Raw genomic sequence first — 20,364 nt, 5'->3', positions numbered from 1 at the left:
CCGGTCTTGCGCCCCCGGCCATGCGCGACCTGACGTCCCCGTCCCTTTCGAACAGAACGGACATTTATGAACTCGCAGGACAGCTTACAGTACATTTTACGCAACACCATCAAGCTTTTCTGACGATAGGCGCAGGAACGGCGGGCGGGGAATAACGGCGATGCGGATCGGGATCGATCTTGGCGGTACGAAAATCGAGATCGTCGCCCTGGAGCAGGTGGGGGACCAGGTGGGGGGGCGCACGGGAGACCGCGCGGCCGGGGCGGTGCTGGCGCGCGAGCGTATCCCGACACCGCGCGGCGATTATGACGCGACGGTCACCGCCATCCGCGATCTGGTGGCCGGCGTGGAAGCCAGGCTGGGCCGGCGCGGCACGGTTGGCATCGGCATTCCGGGCGCGATTTCCCCGGCCACCGGGCTGGTGAAGAACGCCAATTCGACCTGGCTGATCGGCCGGTCCTTCGACCGCGATCTGGAGGTGGCATTGGGCCGCCCGGTGCGGCTGGCCAACGACGCCAATTGCTTCGCCCTGTCGGAGGCGGTGGATGGCGCTGCCGTCGGTGCGTCCATTGTGTTCGGCGTCATCCTCGGCACCGGGGTCGGCGGCGGCATCGTGGTGAATGAACGCGTGCTGACCGGGGCGAACGCGATCTCCGGCGAATGGGGGCATAATCCGCTGCCCTGGCCCGAAGATTCAGAGAGGCCGGGACCGGCCTGCTATTGCGGCCGCCATGGCTGTATCGAGACCTTCCTGTCCGGGCCGGGTCTCGCCGCCGATCACCAGCGGATAACCGGCATCGCGATGAGTGCTGAGGATGTCGTTGCAGCGGCGGCAGCAGACGATGCGGCGGCGGAGGCGACACTCCGGCGCTATGAGGAGCGGCTGGCGCGCGCGCTGGCGCATCTGGTGAACATGCTCGACCCCGACGCCATCGTGCTGGGTGGCGGCCTGTCCGGCCTGCAGCGCCTGTATGACTCGGTGCCGCGCCTGTGGGGGCGGCACATCTTCTCCGATCATGTGGCGACCCGCCTGGTGCCGCCGGTGCATGGCGATTCCAGCGGCGTGCGCGGCGCGGCCTGGCTGTGGCCGCCGGAGCAGGAGGGCGAGCGGGAGGGCGGGGGATGACGGCCCCCGCTCTTCCGAAGGGGGGGCTGCCGGGGCTCTGCCGGGAATGCGGCCATGTGTTGCCAGAGGGCTTTTCTGATCCGCGCTGTCCCGCCTGCGGCTCGCCGCGCCTGATCCGCCATGCCGAGCTGGACACGTTGACCATCGCCCATCTCGACTGCGATGCCTTCTATGCCAGCGTGGAAAAGCGCGACGACCCCAGCTTGCGCGACAAGCCGGTGCTGATCGGCGGCGGCAAGCGCGGCGTGGTGTCGGCGGCCTGCTATATCGCCCGCATCTATGGCTGCCGCTCGGCCATGCCGATGTTCAAGGCGCTGAAACTGTGCCCCAACGCCGTGGTCATCAAGCCGAATATGGAGAAGTACAGCGCGGTCGGGCGGCAGGTTCGCGCGCTGATGCTGGACACCACGCCGCTGGTGCAACCGCTGTCCATCGACGAGGCCTTCCTCGATCTGTCCGGCACCGAGAGGCTGCACAAGGGCAGTCCGGCGCACACGCTGGCGCTGCTGGTGCGGCGTATCGAGCAGGAGATCGGCATCACCGTCTCCATCGGCCTCAGCTACAACAAGTTCCTGGCGAAGATCGCCTCCGATCTCGACAAGCCGCGCGGCTTCGCCATCGTCGGCCGGGCGGAGGCGCGGGATTTCCTGGCCCGCCAGCCGGTCGGGCTGATCTGGGGAGTCGGGCAGAGCCTGCAGGCGCGGCTGGTGAAGGATGGCATCACCCATATCGCGCAATTGCAGGAGCTGGACGAGCGCACGCTGATCGCCCGCTATGGCGCGATGGGGCAAAGGCTGTTCCAGTTCGCGCGCGGCATCGATGCGCGCAAGGTGGAGCCGGAGCGCGAGACCAAGAGCATTTCCGCCGAGACCACCTTCGACGACGATATCGCCGACCTAGAGGCGCTGCGCGCGATCCTGTGGCTTCTGTCGGAGAAGCTTGTGAAACGGCTGAAAGCCGAGGGCTTCGCCGCCGCCGGCATCACGCTGAAGCTGAAGACGGCGGATTTCCGCCTGCTGACCCGCAGCCGGCGGCTGGACGGCCCGACCCTGCTGGCCGAACGGCTCTATCGCTCCGCCCTGCCGCTGCTGGAGAAGGAGGCGACCGGCACAGCCTTCCGGCTGATCGGCATTGGCGCCAGCGCGCTGGCCGATCCCGCCGACGCCGACCCGCCCGATCTGGTCGATCCCGACCGCGAGCGGCAGAAGAAGATCGAAGGGGCGATGGATGCGGTGCGCAAGAAGCTGGGCGATGCCGCCATACTGAAGGGCAGGGGCTTTCCGGGAAAGCGGTAGGCGCGCCCCGCATTGCCAGTATCGCCGCCGCCCGCTAGCCTTGCGGCCAAGAAGAATCAACACAGGGCAGGAAGCGAGCATGACGAACCCTTACGCACGGGATCTGGAGAAGAACGCGGCGAATTACACGCCGCTGTCGCCGCTATCCTTCCTGGCGCGCACGGCGACGGTCTATCCCGAGCGCATCGGCGTGGTGCATGGGGGGCTGAAACGCACCTGGCGGGAGGTCTATCAGCGCAGCCGCCGGCTGGCCTCGGCATTGGCGCGACACGGTATCGGCAAGGGCGACACGGTGGCGGTGATGGCGCCCAACGTGCCGGAAATGGTCGAGTGCCATTTCGGCATACCGATGGCCGGTGCGGTGCTGAATGCGTTGAACACGCGGCTGGACGCGGCGACCATCGCCTTCACGCTTGAGCATGGCGAGGCCAAGGTGCTGATCACCGACCGGGAATTCGCCGGCACGGTGGCCGCCGCCTTGCGGCAGGTCAGGGTGCGGCCGCTGGTCATCGATATCGATGATCCGCTCTATGACGGGCCGGGCGAGCGTCTGGGCAGCATGGATTACGAGGCGTTCATCGCCGGCGGCGACCCGGATTTCGCCTGGAGCCTGCCGGAAGACGAGTGGGACGCGATCTCGCTGAGCTACACATCGGGCACGACCGGCGATCCGAAGGGTGTGGTCTATCACCATCGCGGCGCCTATCTGAACGCGCTGGGCAATGTGCTGGCCTGGAACATGCCGCGCCATGCCGCCTATCTGTGGACCCTGCCGATGTTCCACTGCAATGGCTGGTGCTTCCCCTGGACGGTCACGGCCCAGGCCGGCACCCATGTCTGCCTGCGCCGGGTGGAGGCGAAGGCGATCTACGATGCCTTTGCCGATCATGGCGTCACCCATCTGTGCGGCGCGCCGATCGTCATGGGGCTGCTGGTGAACGCGAAGCCGGAAGACCGCCGCGACTTCCCGCAGAATGTGGAGATGATGACCGCCGCCGCCCCGCCGCCCGCCACTATCATCCAGGGCATGGAGGCGCTGGGCATCAAGGTCACCCATGTCTATGGGCTAACCGAGGTCTATGGCCCGGTGGTGGTCTGCGCCTGGCAGCCGGAATGGAACGAGTTGCCGGTCGAGGAGCAGGCCCGCATCAAGGCGCGCCAGGGCGTGAACTACCCGGTGCTGGAAGGGCTGATGGTGGCCGATCCGGAAACGCTTGCTCCGGTGCCGGCCGACGCGGCGACCATGGGCGAGGTGTTCATGCGCGGCAATGTGGTGATGAAAGGCTATCTGAAGAATCCGGCCGCCACCGGCAAGGCGTTCAAGGGCGGCTGGTTCCATACCGGCGATCTGGGCGTGCTGCACCCGGACGGCTATGTCGAGCTGAAGGACCGGTCCAAGGACATCATCATCTCCGGCGGCGAGAACATCTCGACCATCGAGGTGGAGGGCGTGCTCTACCGTCATCCCGCCGTGCTGGAGGCCGCCGTGGTGGCAAGGCCGGACGAGAAATGGGGCGAGAGCCCGTGCGCCTTCGTGACCCTGCGGGCGGGCCAGAGCGCCAGCGAAGAGGAGATTATCGCCTTCTGCCGTCAGCATCTGGCCGGTTTCAAGGTGCCCAGGACCGTGCTGTTCGGCGAACTGCCAAAGACCAGCACCGGCAAAGTGCAGAAATTCGCCCTGCGCGACAAGGCGCGGGAGCTGTGAGGTCCAATTTCTCTCGTCATGGTCGGGCTTGACCCGACCATCCAGCGAACGGCGCCGCTTCTCTGGACCCCATGGAGTGTATTGGGGGTCAAGCCCGAGGGTGACGATAGGAGAAGGGGCTGCCTAACCCTTCGCCGCCTCGAAGCGCAGCAGTTCGGCACCTTCCTCGACCAGGTCGCCGGTGCCGTAATGCAGTTCCGCGACCGTGCCGTCGGCGGGGGCGGCGATGGTGTGTTCCATCTTCATCGCCTCCATGACGATCAGGGCGGCGCCCTTGGCGACCTTCGCACCAGCCGTAATCAGCACCTGCACGATCTTGCCGGGCATCGGCGCGGTGAAGCGCGCGCCGGCCCCCTCGGCCATCGCCTCGGCCTCCAGCACCGGGTCGATCAGGCTGAGCCGCCGGTTCGGCTGTCCAGCACCGGGAAGCACCCAGTAGTCCAGCCCGTCGCGGATCACCGTGGCGGTGCGGCGCACGCCATCCAGTGTCACGATCATATCGCCGTTTTCGTCGGCCAGCAGCTGCGCCGGAACGCTGCCGCCCGGCAGATCGAGGACGAAACCGTTGCGGCGGAAATGCAGCGTGACTACGCGCTCATCCTCGCCATCGCGGAAGCGTAAGGAGTGATGCGCGTCATCGTTCAGCCGCCAGCCATCGACACGGTTCCAGGGCGAGGATGGATCGCCGGAGCGCGCGGCGGAGTCTTCCGCTTGGCGCTTGCGGTCGGCCATGAAGGCCAGTGCGGCCAGCGCCAGATGCGTGTCCTCCGCCGGGCGGGCAGGGGGCAGCAAATCGGCCTCGTGCTCGCCGATAAAGCCGGTATGGACATCGCCGGCCGCGAAGGCGGGATGGCGGGCAAGTGCTGCCAGAAAGCCGATATTGGTGGCGAGGCCCGCGATCTTCGTCGCTTCAAGCGCGCGGGAAAGCCGGTCCAGCGCTTGCGCCCGGTCGGCGCCATGGACGATCAGCTTGGCGATCATCGGGTCGTAATGCACCGAGACCGTATCGCCCTCGCGCACGCCGGTATCGATGCGCACGCCGGCGTCGGGAAAGCGCAGCGCGGCCAGCCGCCCGGTCTGCGGCACGAAATCGCGGGACGGGTCTTCGGCATAGAGCCGCGCCTCGAAGGCATGGCCGTTTATGCCGAGATCCTGCTGCGCCAGCGGCAAGGACTCGCCTGCCGCCACGTGCAGCTGCCACTCGACCAGATCGAGGCCGGTGATCGCCTCGGTCACCGGATGCTCGACCTGCAGGCGGGTGTTCATCTCCATGAAGAAGAAATCGCCGCCGGCATCGACGATGAATTCGACCGTGCCAGCCCCGACATAGGAAATGGCCTTGGCCGCCGCCACGGCGGCGTCGCCCATCTCCCGCCTGCGGGCCTCGGTCATGCCGGGGGCGGGGGCTTCCTCGATCACCTTCTGGTGCCGGCGCTGGACCGAGCAATCGCGCTCGAACAGCGAGACGCAATTGCCGTGACTGTCGGCGAAGATCTGGATTTCGATATGGCGCGGGCGGATCAGATATTTCTCGATCAGCATCTGCTCGTCGCCGAAGGAGGCGGCCGCCTCGCGCTTGGCGGAGGCCAGCTGGGTGGCAAAATCCGCCGGCTGCTCGACCACCTTCATGCCCTTGCCGCCGCCGCCGGCCGAGGCCTTGATGAGGACGGGGTAGCCGATGCGGTTGGCCTGGCGTTCCAGGAAGGCGGCATCCTGCTTGTCGCCGTGATAGCCCGGCACCAGCGGAACCCTGGCCTTTTCCATCAGCTGCTTGGCGGCGGATTTGCTGCCCATCGCCTCGATGGCGCTGGCCGGCGGACCGACGAAGATGATCCCCGCCTTGGCGCAGGCCTTGGCGAACGCGGCGTTCTCCGACAGGAAGCCATAGCCGGGATGGATCGCATCCGCCCCGGCCCGCTTCGCCACATCGAGGATCACATCGCCACGCAGGTAGGAGTCGCGCGCCGGGGCGGCGCCGATGGGCCAGGCCTCGTCGCAGCTCGCCACATGCAGGCTGTCGGCATCGGCCTCGGAATAGACGGCGATGGTGCGGATGCCCAGGCGCCGCGCGGTGCGGGCGATGCGGCAGGCGATCTCGCCGCGGTTGGCGATCAGCAGCGTGCGAATGGTCATTCGGATATCCAGTCCGGCTTGCGCTTTTCCAGGAAGGCGGAAAGCCCCTCGCGGCCTTCCTTGCTGGCGCGGATACGGCCGATGCGCAGCGCCGTCTCGCGCCGGAGGTTGCCGTCGAATTCCACCCCATCCACCAGATGCACCAAATCCTTGGCGGCGCGGGTGGCCTGCGGGCCGGATTTCAGGATGGCGTCGAGGATGCCGTCCACCGTCGCATCCAGCCTGTCGGCGGGCACCACCTCATGGACCAGGCCGATACGATGAGCGGTCGCGGCGTCGAACCGCTCCCCGGTCAGGAAATAGCGACGGGCATGGCGGGTGCCGATGGCGCGCACCGCATAAGGGCTGATCGCCGAGGGGATGATGCCGAGCCGCACCTCTGAGAAGGCGAAGCTCGCACTGTCGGCGGCAATCGCGATGTCGCAGCAGGCCACCAGGCCGACGCCGCCGCCCATCGCCGCGCCCTGCACCCGGGCGACCACCGGCATCGGCATCCGGTCCAGCGCCTCCATCATGTCGGTCAGCGCCATCGCGTCGGTGAAATTCTCATGCTCGCCGGATGCCGCCATGCGCCGCATCCAGTCGAGATCGGCGCCGGCGGAGAAGCTCTTGCCCTCCGAGGCCAGCAGTAGCACGCGGACGGAATCGTCCTGCGCGACCGTCTTCAAGACCGACGACAATTCGCCGATCAGCTTGTCGTCGAAGGCGTTGTGAATGTCCGGCCGGTTCAGGCGCAGCACCGCCACGCCGTCCGGCCGCTTCTCGTAAATGAGGGGCTGATCGGTCATGGCGGTGTTGCTTTCTGTTTACTCGAAATGCGTGGCGACCAGCCGGTCCAGCAGCCGCACGCCGAAGCCGGACGCGCCCTTCGGCACGGTCGGCTTGTCCTTGTAGGCCCAGGCGACGCCGGCAATGTCCAGATGCACCCAGGGCACGTCGTTGGTGAAGCGCTTCAGGAACATGGCGGCGGTGATGGAACCGCCGGGCCGGCCGCCGACATTCTTCATATCAGCCGAATCGGTGTTCAGTTCCTTGTCGTAGGCATCGCCGATCGGCATGTGCCAGACCGTCTCGCCGATTTCCTTGCCACAGCCGGCAATCTGCTCGGCCAGCGTGTCGTCGCTGGCGAACATGCCGGCATGCTCATGGCCCAGCGAGATGATGATGGCGCCGGTCAGGGTGGCGAGATCGATCATGAAGCGCGGCTTGAAGCGGTCCTGGCAGTACCACAGGCAGTCGGCGAGCACGAGCCGGCCTTCCGCGTCGGTGTTGATGACCTCGATGGTCTGGCCCGACATCGAGGTGACGATGTCGCCCGGCCGCTGGGCATTGCCGTCCGGCATGTTCTCGACCAGCCCGACGATGCCGATGACATTGGCCTTCGCCTTGCGGCCGGCCAGCGCCTTCATCAGCCCGATGACGGTGCCGGAGCCGCCCATGTCCCACTTCATCTCTTCCATGCCGCCAGCCGGCTTGATCGAGATGCCGCCGGTGTCGAAGGTCACACCCTTGCCGATGAAGGCCAGCGGCTTGTCCTTGGATTTCGGCGCGCCCTTCCACTGCATGATGACCAGCTTCGGCTCGCGCACGCTGCCCTGGGCTACGCCCAGCAGTGCGCCCATGCCCAGCTTCTTCATTTCCTTCTGGCCCAGCACCTCGACCTCGACGCCGAGGTCGGTCAGCTTCTTGGCCTCGTCCGCCAGTGTCTCCGGGTAGATGATGTTGCCCGGCTCCGACACCACGTCGCGGGTCAGGAATACGCCCTCGGCGATGGCTTCCAGCGGGGCGAACAGCTTCTTCGCTTCCGAGGCGCGCTCGGTCAGCACGGCCAGCTTCTTCAGGCTCGGCTTGTCCTCGGCCTTCTCCTTGGTGCGGTATTTGTCGAAGCGGTAGCTGCGCAGCTGCGCACCATAGGCCATGTGGGCGGCGATCTCCGCCTCCGAGGCCGGGCCGGCCTCGACCCAGATCGCGGCTTCGGTCTCGCCGCTGCCGGCCAGCGCCGCATAGATGCCGCCGCCGGCATCCTCGGCCCAGCGCGGGGCGATGTCATCGGCCTTGCCGACGCCATAGAGCAGGATGCGCGAGGCGTCGATACCCGAGGGGGCGAGGATGGCCAGGGTCTGGTGCGCCTTGCCGGTGAAGCGGCTGGCCGCCATGGCGCGGGTCAGCGCGCCGCCGGTGCGGTGGTCGATATCGGCGGCGGCCGCGCCCATCGTGCGGTCTTCCAGAATGCCGATGACGAGGGCACCCTTCCTGGGCAGGTCATGCTTCGCGAAACCGATCTTCATCTTCATATTCCCCTTGGGCCTCGGCCTTGGACGTTAAACAGGGTGCCCGAACCCGGTGGTGCGGGCGTGTGGTGCAGGCGTCATGCGTCTATAACACAGCGGCCGCTGCCGCTGCAGTCCCCCATACTGCATTACGTCCCCATACTGCATTACGTAATGCCGCAGAAAACCAGCGAAAAGCCTTTACGGACACGGTAAACTCGGATACCCCGACTTCGAAGCCCCGCCGGGGCACGAGGAATCGCCCGGAATTCAAGGCAACAGCGCTCAGCATGGTTCGTCGCATCGATCGCTATATTGTCCGGCAGCTGGTCGTCGCGATCTTTTTCGTGCTGGTCTGCCTGACGGCGGCGATCTGGCTGACGCAGTCGCTGCGCCTCATCGACCTGATCGTCAATCGCGGGCTGCCAATCACCACCTTCCTGTATCTCACCGTGCTGCTGCTGCCGCAGTTCCTGGCGCTGGTGCTGCCGGTCGCCTGTTTCGCGGCGATCCTGTTCACCTATAACCGGATGATGAGCGACAGCGAGATGGTGGTGATGTTCGGCTCCGGCGTGGGGCCGCTGTCGCTGGCGCGGCCGGCGCTGGCCTGTGCGCTGGGCGTGACCGTCATCGGCTATGCGATCATGCTGTATTTCATGCCGGCGGCCTATCGCGACTTCAAGGACCTGCAGTTCCAGATCCGCAACAATTTTTCCAACGTGCTGCTGCGCGAGGGTGTGTTCACCAGCGTCGGCGACCGGCTGACCGTCTTCATCCGCCGGCAGAACAGCGATGGCCAGCTTTTCGGCATCCTGATCCATGACGGGCGGGATGCCGAGAAGCCGGAGACACTGATCGCCGAGCAGGGGGCGCTGGTCATCACCGACGAAGGGCCGCGCGTCGTGATGGTGAACGGTAACCGGCAGACCCGCGACACGCAGGGCCGGCTGAACACGCTCTATTTCGACCGCTATACCGTCGAGATCGGCACCATGCAGCAGGAATTTGCCGGGCGCTGGCGCGAGCCGCGCGAGCGCTTCCTGATGGAATTGCTGACGGTGAGCGACGATCCCGACGATGTGCGGTTCCGCAACCGGCTGATCACCGAGGTGCATAACCGGCTGGCCAGCCCGCTGTTGACCATCGGTTTCGCGATGGTCGGACTGGCGGCCCTGTTCAGCGGCGAATTCTCGCGCCGGGGGCGGACCGCGCGGGTGCTGGCCGCCGTGGTCATTGTGCTTGCCTGCCAGGCGCTGTTTTTCGCCGCCATGTCGCTGGCGCAGCGCAATGTGGCGGCGGTCTGGCTTTTGTATCTGCCGGCGCTGCTGCCGGCGCTGGCCGGGCTCTATGTGCTGGTGCGCCGCCGCCGCCGCCCGCCGGCTTTCGCCGATCCGGCGAGCGTGCGCTGAGCGATGGCCACGATGAGAACCCGCCTGTCCCTGACGCTTTCCTTCTATTTCGCGCGGCACTTCCTGCTGCAGTTCGCCGGTGTGTTCCTGTCGATCCTGCTTGTCGTGCTGGTCGGTGACATGGTGGAGCTGCTGCGCCGCTCCGCCTCGCATGAGGATGTCGGGCTGCAGACCGTGCTGGCCATGGCGCTGCTGAAGCAGCCCAACATGGCGCAGATCATCCTGCCCTTTGCCATGCTGTTCGCGGCCCTGCTGTCCTTCAGCCGGCTGACCCGCACGCAGGAGCTGGTGGTGACCCGCGCCTCGGGCGTGTCGGTGTGGCAGTTCCTGATGCCGGCGCTGCTGTGCGCGCTGCTGATCGGCGGCTTCCGGGTAACGCTGTTCAACCCGTTCGCCTCGATCCTGACGGCGCGCTACGAATTCCTCGAACGCACGCATCTCGACTGGAGCACCAATCTGCTGGCGGTGTCCGATACCGGGCTGTGGCTGCGGCAATCGACGGAGGAGGGGAGTTCCATCCTGCATGCCCAGGGGGTGGATCAGGCCAGCCAGGAATTCCAGGGCATCATTGTCTTCCTCTACAATAAGGAAGAACATTTCACGGGTCGGATCGATGCCTTGCGGGGGCGGCTGGTGCCTGGCGCCTGGCAATTCAGCGATGTGTCGATCCGGGAGGAGGGGGGTGCCGCGCACCTGCTGGAGAGCTACCGGCTGACCACCGATCTGACGCTGGAGAATCTTCAGGAAAGTTTCGCCGCGCCGGAAACCATGTCGTTCTGGGAGCTGCCGCGGTTCATCGAAATTCTGGAGCAGGCCGGCTTTTCGGCCCAGAAACACAGGCTCTATCTGCATTCGCTGCTGGCCAGCCCGCTGCTGCTCTGCGCGATGGTGCTGGTGGCGGCCACCTTCTCGCTGCGGCTGACAAGGCATGGCGGCACGCTGGCCATCGCGTCCGGCGGCTTGCTTGTTGGCTTCATTCTGTATTTCTTTAGCGATCTGATCTATGCGCTCGGCCTGTCCGGGCGCATTCCCGTGACTCTGTCTGCCTGGACGCCGGCGACCGTCAGCCTGCTGTTCGGGGTGTCCATGCTGTTCCATCTGGAGGATGGCTGAACCCGTGTCGCCGTGCCGCATCGCCTTTTTCTTCATGCTGTTTCTGGGCGCGCTGCTGCTGACGCCGTGGACCGGTCATGCCCAGCAGCAGGGCCCGGGCCAGGGCCAAGGGCTGGGGCAGGGCGAGAGCCAGGAGCCGCCGGTGCTGTTTACAGCCGACACGCTGGATTATGACGACAAGCTGATGACAGTCACCGCGCGCGGCAATGTCGAGCTGTCGCAGAATGACCGGGTGCTGCGCGCCGATCTGGTGACCTACAATCAGAAGACCGACCAGGTGACGGCGACCGGCAATATCGTGCTGGTGGAGCCAAGCGGGGAGGTCGTCTTCGCCGATTATGTCGAACTGACCGGCGATCTGCGCGACGGCTTCATCGACCAGCTGCGCGTGCTGTTGACCGATAATTCCCGGCTGGCCGCGAACAGTGCCCGGCGCATCGGCGGCACCCGCAAGGAGATGAACCAGGCTGTCTATTCGCCCTGCGATCTGTGCGCCAAGGATCCGACCCGCCCGCCACTGTGGCAGCTGAAGGCGCGCAAGGTGGTGCATGACGAGGAAACGAAAGACCTTGTCTATGAGGACGCGGTGATGGAAATCGCCGGTTTTCCCGTCGCCTACATGCCCTATTTCAGCCATCCAGACCCGACGGTGGACCGGCGCAGCGGCGTGCTGGTGCCGCGCCTGGGCTTCTCCGACGATCTGGGGGCGGTGTTCGGGCTACCCTACTACTATACCTTCTCGCCGCAGAACGACATGACCCTGGAGCCGATCTACATGTCGGAGGAGGGGGAAATGCTGCTGGGCGAATACCGTCACCGTTTCTATTTCGGCGAGGTGACGCTGGCCGGCAGCATTGGTTATCTCGACGAGCGCGAGGTCGGGCGCGAGACCGGCGACAAGGTTGCCAAGGGCCATATCGACAGTGAGGGCATCTTTCACCTGACGGACCGCTGGCGCGCCGGCTTCGATGTCGAGCGGGTCAGCGACCGCACCTATCTGAAGCGCTACAGGCTGGATTCGCGCGATGTGCTGACCAGCCGGGTCTATGCCGAGCGTTTCGCGCCGATGGCCTATACCTCGGTTGCCTCCTATTCCTTCCAGGGGCTGCGTTCCTTCGACGTTGACGAACAGATGCCGCTCGTCGCCCCCTATGCGCAGCACCGCATGCGCACCGCGCCGGACCCGAATGGCAGTTACTTCACGCTGGATGCGACCGCCCTGTCGCTGACCCGGGAGATCGGCGCCGACAGCCGGCGCATCTCCTTCCTGTCCGGCTGGCACCTGCCCTATTACGCACCATCGGGCGAGATTTACAGCCTGTCCGCCACCGTGCAGACCGACCTCTATTCGGTGGACGATCTGGTCGATCCATCGAACCCGAACCGTGATCTCAGCGGCGAGACGGGCCGCGTCTTTCCGCAGGTCAGCCTTGGCTGGCGCTATCCCTTCGTGCGCGATGTCGGCTCGGTCCGGCAGCTTGTCGAACCGATTGTGAATTTCGTCGCCAGCCCGAATGGCAGCAATCCGGACGATATCGCGAATGAGGACAGCCAGGCGCTGATTTTCGATGCGACCAACCTGTTCCGATCCAACCGCTATTCCGGCACCGACCGGGTCTCCAGCGGCACGCGCGTCGATTACGGCATGAATTTCGGCCTGTATGGCGATGGCGGCGGCCAGAGCAGCCTGTTCCTGGGGCAAAGCTACAGGCTGCGCGAGGATTCCACCTATGACCGCGGCACCGGCCTGGAGGATAATTTCTCCGACTATGTCGGCCGCCTGCAGATATCGCCCTCGCGCTATTTCGATCTGGTCTATCGCTTCCGGCTCGATCACGAGTCGCTGGACATCACCCGCAATGAATTGTCGCTCTATGGCGGGCCGCAGCGGTTTCGCGTCAATCTGAACTATGTGAAGCTGCCGGAGCAGCCGGAAACGCCGGAATTCGGCCAGCGCGAGGAAATCTCCGGCGGTTTCGTCTCGCAGATCGACCGTAACTGGCGGTTCGGCACGCGCCTAGTGCGGGAGATGGGCGACGACGCTGGCATGCGCGAGGTGCAGGCGACGCTGGCCTATGCCGATGAATGCCTGCTGATCGGCGTCAGCTACCGCAAAACCTTCACCAACGATGTGGGGCTGGAGCCGGACAACAGCATCTTCTTCCGCATCGAATTCAAGAATCTCGGCGCCATCGGCAGCAACCAGTCCCTTTTCTGATGCCTGGGACCATTCGCCACCCTACTGTGCGCATGTCGCGACTTGCACCGAATCGATTGCAGGGATACCTGTGCTAGCCATGATGCATCGACCTTACCGCTCATCCTTCCCGCGGCCTTCCACAATTGCCCCGGCCCGGCGCCTTCTCGGCGGCCTGCTTTGCCTGTGCATGAGCGTCTGGCTCATGCTCGGTTTCCTGCAGACCGCCACGGCGCAAAGCGGCAGCCTGCGGATCGCCGCCGTGGTGAATGACGAGATCATCTCGCTGTTCGACCTGGAGGTGCGGCTGTCCCTGACCCTGCTGGGCGCCAGCCTGCCCAACACGCGGGAGAACAGGCAGCGCCTTGCCGGCCAGGTGCTGCGCGGCATGATCGACGAAAAATTGCAGATGCAGGAGGCACAGCGCGTCGGCATCACCGTGCCCGAGCAGGAGGTCGCGGACGCAATCCGGCGCATCGAGGCGCAGAACCGGATGCCGGCAGGCGGCCTGACGACCATGCTGGCAGGGCAGAACATCCCCAGGAAGACGCTGGAGGATCAGCTTTCCGCCGCCCTTGCCTGGCGCCGTGTCGTTGCCCGCCGTTTTTCCAGCGCCGCCGAGATCAGCGACGAGGAAATCAACGAGCATCTGGCGCAGATCGAGGCACAGCGCGGCAAGCCGGAAATCCTGGTGAAGGAGATTCTGCTGCCGGTCGATTCGCCCGAACGCGAGGCGGAGGTCCGCAGCTTTGCCGAGCGGCTGGTCACGCAGTTTCGCGAGGGGGCACCGTTCGAGGGGCTGGCCCAGCAATTCAGCCAGAGTGCATCGGCCCGTGTCGGCGGGGATATCGGCTGGATCGGCGCGGATGTGCTGGACGAGCCGCTTGCCCAGGCCATTGACGGTCTTCCGGCCGGCCGGGTGACGGAGCCGATCCGCACCGTTCTGGGTTTCTATATCCTGAAGGTAGAGGATCGCCGCATCCGCGAGCAGGCGCCGCCGAGCGACGCCATGGTCACGCTGCGCCAGATCGCCCTGCCCGTGCCGCTCGACGCACCGCCGGAGCGGGTGACGGAAATCTCCGAGCGGATGCGCGCCGCCGTCGCCAGGGCGGCAGGCTGCGAGACGCTGGCAGATGTCGCGAAAAGCCTCGACGCACCGGACCCCATCGATCTCGGCCGGGTGCGCCAGGGCGATCTGTCGCCGGCCATCCGCGATGCCGTCGCCCAGGTGGCGGTCGGCAGCGCCAGCGCGCCGGTGCCGCTGCCCGGCGGCATCTCAATTTTTGTCGTCTGCGAGCGCGAATCGGTGATGAGCGACCTGCCCTCGCGCCCGGAAATCCGTCAGCGCCTCGAGAATGAGAAGCTGGAGGTTCTGGCGCGCCGCTTGATGCGCGACCTGAAGCGGGCGGCCTTCATCGACATCCGGATCTAGTCCATGCCGGCCGCCTTGCCGCTTGCCCTCACCATGGGCGAACCCGCCGGGATTGCGGGCGAGATTGCGCTGAAGGCCTGGCTCAGGCGCGGCGAGGGGGGAGTAGTCCCCTTCTTCCTGCTGGACGATCCCGAGCGGCTGACGGCGCTGGCGGCGCAGATCGGCGTCACTGTTCCTGTGGCGGCCATCGCGGCGCCGGAGGAGGCCATCGGCCTGTTCGCCTCCGCCTTGCCGGTGCTGCCCGTGCCGCTGGCCGTGCCGGTCGTGCCGGGGCGGCCCGATCCGGCGAATGCGCCGGCTGTGATCCGCGCCATCGACTACGCGGTCGAACTGGTGCGGGCGGGCAGGGCCGGGGCCGTGGTCACCAACCCGATCCAGAAACAGACGCTCTATCAGGCCGGCTTCGTCCATGCCGGGCACACCGATTATCTGGCGTATCTGGCGGGCGGCGTCGATGTGGTGATGATGCTGGCCTGCCCGCAGCTGCGCGTGGTGCCGGTGACGGTGCATGTGCCGCTGGCCAGCGTGCCGGCGCTGCTGACGACCGAGCTGATCGTTTCCGCCGGGCGTATCACCGCGGCGGCGTTGCGCCGCGATTTCGGGCTGGAGCGCCCGCGCCTCGCGGTTGCCGGCCTGAACCCGCATGCCGGGGAGGGCGGCACCATCGGGCGCGAGGATGTGGAGATCGTCGCCCCGGCCATCGCAGCACTGCGGGAGGACGGGATCGAGGTCTTCGGGCCACTGTCCGCCGACACGCTGTTCCATGAGGATGCGCGACGTGGCTATGACACGGCGCTGTGCATGTATCACGATCAGGCGCTGATCCCGATCAAGACGCTGGATTTCCATGGCGGGGTGAATGTGACGCTGGGCCTGCCCTTCATCCGCACCTCGCCGGATCACGGCACGGCGCTGGACCTGGCCGGCACCGGGAAGGCCAACGAATCCAGCCTGCTGGCTGCCTTGCGGATGGCGGGCGAGATGGCGGCGCGCCATGCCCGATCACATAATGGATGAGGTGCTGACGGCGATTACCGCGCTGCCGCCGCTGCGCGATGTCATCGCCGCCAACGATCTCGGCGCCAAGAAGCAACTTGGCCAGAATTTCCTGCTCGACCTGAACCTGACCGGCCGCATCGCGCGCTCGGCGGGCGATCTGACACAGGGCACCGTCATCGAAGTCGGGCCGGGTCCGGGCGGCCTGACCCGCGCGTTGCTGCTGGCCGGGGCGCGCCATGTCGTCGCCATCGAGCGCGATCGGCGCTGCATCGCTGCGCTGCAGCCGCTGGTCGAGGCGGCAGCGGGGCGGCTGACGCTGATTGAGGCCGACGCGCTGACCGTCGATGTCACGGCACTGGGGCCGGCACCGCGCCGCATCGTCGCCAACCTGCCCTACAATGTGGCGACGCCGCTGCTGATCGGCTGGCTGGATATTCTGCCGAATCTGGAGAGCATGACTCTCATGTTCCAGAAGGAGGTGGCGGAACGCCTGCGCGCCGGCCGAGGGGAGGAGGCCTATGGCCGGCTTTCGGTCATCGTGCAATGGCTGTGCGCGGCCGACCTGCTGTTCGACATTCCGCCGCGCGCCTTCACGCCGCCGCCGAAAGTTACCTCGAGTGTCGTGCATCTGGTGCCCCGGCCGCAGCCGCTGGCCCCGGCAGAGAAGAACCTGCTGGAACGGGTGACGGCGGCGGCCTTCGGGCAGCGCCGCAAGATGCTGCGGCAGAGCCTGAAAACCCTGGGCGTCGATCCGCTGCCCCTGCTGGCCGCGACCGGCATCGACCCGACCCTGCGCGCCGAGCAGCTGTCGATTGTCCAATTCTGCGCGCTGGCCGAAGCCCTGCGGAGCGCAGGCCGCTAACCTGCGGGCGGCATAGCAGCGTTCGCGCATTGCCGGTGGTAGCAATGGCCTGCCTCGACCTAGAATGCCGGCAAAAATCGTTAGTGAGGATTGCAGCCATGGCCTTTCCGTCCCGTGTGAAGATCGTCGAGGTCGGCCCGCGCGACGGGCTGCAGAACGAATCGCAGCCGGTGCCGGCCAGCGTGAAGATCGCGCTGATCGACCGGCTGAGTGATGCCGGCCTGCCAGTCATCGAATCGGGCAGCTTCGTGTCGCCGAAATGGGTGCCGCAAATGGCCGGCAGCGCCGAGGTGATGGCGGGCATCCGCCGCAAGGAGGGCGTCTCCTATCCGGTGCTGGTGCCGAACATGAAGGGGCTGGAGGCGGCGCTTGCCGCCGGGGTCGATGAAATCGCCATTTTCGGCGCCGTCACCGAGAGCTTCTCGAACAAGAACATCAACTGCTCGATCGCCGAGAGCCTGGATCGGTTCCGCCCGGTGGCGGAAAGCGCGCTTGGCAATGGCCTGCGGGTGCGCGGCTATCTCTCCTGCGTGCTGGGCTGTCCCTATGAGGGCGATGTCCCGCCCGATGTCGTGGCCGGCCTGTCCGCCGAGCTGATGGCGATGGGCTGTTACGAGGTATCGCTGGGCGACACCATCGGCGTCGGTACGCCGGGCAAGGCGGCGGCACTGGTCGAGCGGGTGGCCCGTGCCGTGCCGATGGACCGGCTGGCGGTGCATTTCCACGATACCTATGGCCAGGCGCTGGCCAATATCTATGCCGTGCTGGATCTCGGCGTCGCTGTGGTGGACAGCTCGGTCGCCGGGCTGGGCGGCTGCCCCTATGCCAAGGGGGCCAGCGGCAATGTCGCCACCGAGGATGTGGTCTATATGCTGGACGGGCTGGGCATCGAAACCGGCGTGGATCTGGATGCGCTGGTCGATGCCGCGCTGTTCATCTCAAAGGCGCTGGGCCGGCCGCCTTCCTCAAGGGTCGCCTGCGCCATCGCCGGCAAGCGGGCGACCTGAGCATGGTGGCTGCCCTGACGAAACGCCTGCCGACGCTGCTGGTGCTGGCAGCGGCGCTGCTGGTGCTGTTCCTGCCGGCGCCGGAGGGCGCCCCCGCCGGATTTTCCGCCGCCGCCGCGCTGACAATCTTCGCCATCGGCTTCTGGGCGGTTGGCGCGCTGCCGGAATATCTGACGGCAGTCAGCTTCTTCCTGCTGGCGATGATCTTCAAGGTGGCGCCCGCGGGTGTGGTGTTCTCCGGCTTTTCCGCCGGCGCGCTGTGGCTGGTGTTCGGCGGCCTCATCATCGCCGCCGGGGTGCAGCGCACCGGGCTTGGGCGCCGCATCGCGGAGCTGCTGGTGGCCCGGCTCGCCGGTTCCTACCCGCGGCTCATCACCGGCGTGGTGCTGGTGTCACTGGCGCTGGCCTTCCTGATGCCGTCCACCATGGGGCGCGTGCTGCTGCTGGTGCCGATCTTCCTGGCGCTGGCCGACCGGATGGGCTTCGAGCCCGGCAGCAATGGCCGCACCGGCATGGTGGTGGCGGTGGCGCTGTCCAGCTTCCTGGGGCCGGCTGCGATCCTGCCGGCCAATGTGCCGAACAATGTGCTGGCCGGTGCCGCCGAGGCCTATCACGGCATCACCATCACCTATTTCGACTATCTGCTGCTGCATTTCCCGGTGCTGGGCGCGCTGAAATCGGCGCTGCTGGTCTGGCTGATCTGCCGCATCTTCCCGGACCGGGTGCGCGGCGACCAGCCGCCGCCCGCACCGCGCACGAAGCTGAATGGCGATGAACGCAACCTCGCCATCATTCTCGGTCTCGCACTGGCCTTCTTCGTCACCGACACGCTGCACGGCATTTCGCCGGCCTGGATCTCGCTGGCAGCCGGTGTCGCCTGCCTGATGCCGATGATCGCCATCGTCACGCCGCAGGGCTTCCGCACTGACGTACAGATGGGGCCGCTGTTCTACGTTGCCGGCATTCTCGGGCTGGGCGCGCTGGTGGCGACCAGCGGCGTCGGCGATTTTCTGTCCCACCTGCTGCTCGACGCGGTGCATCTGGAATACGGGGCGGACGCCTATAATTTCTTCGCGCTGTCGGCCATCGGAATGGTGCTGGGCATGGTGGCGACGATGCCGGGCATTCCAGCCATCCTGTCGCCGATCGCCGGGGATATCGCCACGGCGACGGGGATGAGTCTGGAGCAGGTGCTGATGCTGCAGGTGCTGGGCTTTTCCACCCTGGTGCTGCCCTATCAGGTGCCGCCGGTGCTGGTGGCGCTGCAGGTTGGCGGCGTGCCGATGCGGCAGGCGGCCAGGGTCACCCTGCCGCTGGTGGCGCTGACCTGGGCGCTGCTGATCCCGCTCGACTATCTCTGGTGGGTGGCGCTGGGCGAGCTGTCCCTGCCTGCTTTCCTGCTCTAGGAGTTTCGGATTCATGCCGCTGAATCTCATCAAGCTGTGCGTCGGCGTGGACGAACTCGCCGAACTGCGCGACTGGCAGGCCCAGCGGCTGGCGCTGATGCACGCCGCCGGCGAGACTCCGCAATTGCGCCATGTCACGCGCAGCTGGCCGCGCCGATCCAGCGAGGTGCTGGATGGCGGCTCGCTCTACTGGGTGATCAAGGGAATTATTCGGGTGCGCCAGCCGATCGCCGGATTCGAGGAGGTGCTGGACCCGCAGGAAGGCATAAGGCGCTGCGCCATCCTGCTGGATGAGGCGCTGGTGGAAACCGAGGCCCGCCCCTGCCGTGCCTTCCAGGGCTGGCGCTACCTGACGGCGAAGGATGCGCCGCCGGACCGTACCGGCGGCGGTGGCGACGATCTGCCGGCGGAGATGGAGGCCGAGCTGCGCGCGCTGGGTATTTTATAAGGGTATCCGGACGGGCTTATTTGCTCGCCTGCTTGTAGGGCGAGACGGTGAAATCGACGATGCTGGAGCTGCTGCCGCTGGGCTGCAGCGTGATGGTGGCGATGCGGCCGCCGCGCGAATAGGTCATGGTGGTGACCGAGGACCGCACCACGGTGATGCGGTCCCAGCTGAAATTCGGCATTTCGCGCTCGTAGAAGGAATACATCTCGGTCAGCGGATAGCTGGTGGTCAGCGCCAGGCGCCCGATCCAGCCATCCTCCGCCCCCAGGATGATGGTCTTGTCCAGATCCATTCGCGCATTGGCCGGCACCGGCACGTCGCTGAACTGCGAGAAGGCGGGCGGTGGCGTCGGGCTGCCGTTCTTGTCGTCGCCGGAACTGGGTGCCGAGGTGCGGACCGTCTTCGTATTGCCCCCGATATCGGCGAGGGTGCAGCCCGACAGCACGATGCCGAGGCTGAAAAGGGACAGAACGAAAGCGGTTCTGGCGGCACGGCTGGCGGCGCGGGCGGTCGGACGGCGCATGCGTTTTGGTCTCCTGCTCTTGCGGCCGGGCCACAATGATGTTCGCTCATAAGATGCAACCTACTATACACCGTAGGTTAGCCATCATCATGCCTCAAATTGTAGAGAATTTTCGTGGCTGTAAAGAAAATGAAAATTGAGTCTGGACAAGCCGGACAGGCCTCTCTATATCTCCGCCCCGCCACGGCGATGGCGGCCTTCTCGAAGGTTCAGCGCCGCGGCGGGAGAGAAAAAAACGCTTGCGCAATCGAGCATCTCTCTCTAAGTTCTCTTCTCCGCTTCGGCGTCACGCCGGTTCGCGGAAACGCCATCACAAATCGCTTCGGTGCGGCCGGCGCCTAATATGCCGGGGGTGATGGTGTCGCTCATTGACAAGTTAATATTCTGAGAAGGGATGCGTGGGCGGCGGCCTGTAGGTTTAGCTGTCTGTCGTATCCTG

17 protein-coding genes are annotated in these 20,364 nt (G+C 66.2%); 13 read left to right on the top strand and 4 right to left on the bottom strand.

The genetic code is table 11. The annotated features are described in order from the left end of the window. Positions 1–160 precede the first annotated feature (160 nt). The 3 genes from BKM74_RS14140 to BKM74_RS14130 all read left to right on the top strand — a co-directional run bounded on the left by BKM74_RS14140 (position 161) and on the right by BKM74_RS14130 (position 4,126). Entirely contained in the window at positions 161–1,126 is a 966-nt protein-coding gene (locus BKM74_RS14140; RefSeq protein ID WP_086466364.1) for an ROK family protein, read from the top strand. Further along, on the top strand, positions 1,123–2,421 hold the full coding sequence (locus BKM74_RS14135; protein ID WP_176342546.1) for a DNA polymerase IV: 1,299 nt from the start codon (positions 1,123–1,125) through the stop codon (positions 2,419–2,421). The genes BKM74_RS14140 and BKM74_RS14135 overlap by 4 nt, the downstream gene beginning before the upstream one ends. A 79-nt stretch (positions 2,422–2,500) precedes the next feature. Next, the gene (locus tag BKM74_RS14130; RefSeq protein ID WP_086466363.1) at positions 2,501–4,126 is read left to right on the top strand and encodes an acyl-CoA synthetase; all 1,626 of its coding nucleotides are present in this window, start codon (positions 2,501–2,503) and stop codon (positions 4,124–4,126) included. 123 nt (positions 4,127–4,249) lie between these two features. Here the strand turns inward: BKM74_RS14130 and BKM74_RS14125 are convergent, their stop codons facing one another. From BKM74_RS14125 to BKM74_RS14115, 3 genes are read right to left on the bottom strand one after another with little or no spacing between them, the layout of a single operon-like run. Next, positions 4,250–6,259 (bottom strand): acetyl/propionyl/methylcrotonyl-CoA carboxylase subunit alpha, encoded by a 2,010-nt coding sequence (locus BKM74_RS14125; protein WP_086466362.1) that lies wholly within the window; start codon positions 6,257–6,259, stop codon positions 4,250–4,252. After that, a complete protein-coding gene (locus BKM74_RS14120; protein ID WP_086466361.1) occupies positions 6,256–7,047 on the bottom strand; it encodes an enoyl-CoA hydratase/isomerase family protein in 792 nt (263 codons plus the stop codon). Before BKM74_RS14120 ends, BKM74_RS14125 begins: the two co-directional genes overlap by 4 nt. Positions 7,048–7,065: 18 nt before the next feature. Then, positions 7,066–8,547, bottom strand: a complete 1,482-nt coding sequence (locus BKM74_RS14115; protein WP_086466360.1) for a leucyl aminopeptidase — start codon at positions 8,545–8,547, stop codon at positions 7,066–7,068. A 272-nt stretch (positions 8,548–8,819) separates the two neighbouring features. Here BKM74_RS14115 and lptF point away from each other — a divergent pair, with 272 nt between their 5' ends. The 9 genes from lptF to BKM74_RS14070 all read left to right on the top strand — a co-directional run bounded on the left by lptF (position 8,820) and on the right by BKM74_RS14070 (position 19,402). Further along, the gene (gene lptF / locus BKM74_RS14110; RefSeq protein ID WP_086466359.1) at positions 8,820–9,938 is read left to right on the top strand and encodes an LPS export ABC transporter permease LptF; all 1,119 of its coding nucleotides are present in this window, start codon (positions 8,820–8,822) and stop codon (positions 9,936–9,938) included. A 3-nt stretch (positions 9,939–9,941) separates the two neighbouring features. Beyond that, positions 9,942–11,051: an LPS export ABC transporter permease LptG gene (gene lptG, locus BKM74_RS14105; protein WP_086466358.1), complete on the top strand. Its 1,110-nt coding sequence runs from the start codon at positions 9,942–9,944 to the stop codon at positions 11,049–11,051. After that, a complete protein-coding gene (locus tag BKM74_RS14100) occupies positions 11,044–13,269 on the top strand; it encodes an LPS-assembly protein LptD (protein ID WP_086466357.1) in 2,226 nt (741 codons plus the stop codon). The genes lptG and BKM74_RS14100 overlap by 8 nt, the downstream gene beginning before the upstream one ends. Positions 13,270–13,438: 169 nt before the next feature. Continuing rightward, positions 13,439–14,680, top strand: a complete 1,242-nt coding sequence (locus tag BKM74_RS14095) for a peptidylprolyl isomerase (RefSeq protein ID WP_176342545.1) — start codon at positions 13,439–13,441, stop codon at positions 14,678–14,680. Positions 14,681–14,683: 3 nt separating this feature from the next. Further along, positions 14,684–15,697, top strand: a complete 1,014-nt coding sequence (gene pdxA, locus BKM74_RS14090; protein WP_086466355.1) for a 4-hydroxythreonine-4-phosphate dehydrogenase PdxA — start codon at positions 14,684–14,686, stop codon at positions 15,695–15,697. Beyond that, positions 15,675–16,541 carry a 16S rRNA (adenine(1518)-N(6)/adenine(1519)-N(6))-dimethyltransferase RsmA gene (rsmA, locus tag BKM74_RS14085; protein ID WP_245825944.1) on the top strand — a complete coding sequence of 289 codons (867 nt, stop codon included), beginning with the start codon at positions 15,675–15,677 and terminating at the stop codon, positions 16,539–16,541. The genes pdxA and rsmA overlap by 23 nt, the downstream gene beginning before the upstream one ends. Positions 16,542–16,639: 98 nt before the next feature. Then, positions 16,640–17,548 (top strand): hydroxymethylglutaryl-CoA lyase, encoded by a 909-nt coding sequence (locus BKM74_RS14080; protein WP_086466353.1) that lies wholly within the window; start codon positions 16,640–16,642, stop codon positions 17,546–17,548. Positions 17,549–17,550: 2 nt separating this feature from the next. Continuing rightward, the gene (locus BKM74_RS14075) at positions 17,551–18,954 is read left to right on the top strand and encodes an SLC13 family permease (protein WP_086466352.1); all 1,404 of its coding nucleotides are present in this window, start codon (positions 17,551–17,553) and stop codon (positions 18,952–18,954) included. Positions 18,955–18,967: 13 nt separating this feature from the next. Continuing rightward, positions 18,968–19,402 (top strand): DUF1489 family protein, encoded by a 435-nt coding sequence (locus BKM74_RS14070; RefSeq protein WP_086466351.1) that lies wholly within the window; start codon positions 18,968–18,970, stop codon positions 19,400–19,402. A gap of 16 nt (positions 19,403–19,418) precedes the next feature. On the opposite strand, the gene BKM74_RS14065 is transcribed toward BKM74_RS14070, so the two are convergent. Then, complete coding sequence (locus BKM74_RS14065) at positions 19,419–19,925, bottom strand: hypothetical protein (RefSeq protein ID WP_086466350.1); 507 nt, start codon at positions 19,923–19,925, stop codon at positions 19,419–19,421. 114 nt (positions 19,926–20,039) lie between these two features. Between BKM74_RS14065 and BKM74_RS18775 the strand changes: the two genes are divergently transcribed. Further along, a complete protein-coding gene (locus tag BKM74_RS18775) occupies positions 20,040–20,267 on the top strand; it encodes a hypothetical protein (RefSeq protein ID WP_176342544.1) in 228 nt (75 codons plus the stop codon). Positions 20,268–20,364 lie beyond the last annotated feature (97 nt).

The sequence above is a fragment of the Oceanibaculum nanhaiense genome (assembly GCF_002148795.1).
GTDB lineage: Bacteria > Pseudomonadota > Alphaproteobacteria > Oceanibaculales > Oceanibaculaceae > Oceanibaculum > Oceanibaculum nanhaiense.
This window is presented reverse-complemented; position numbering and strand designations above follow the sequence as displayed.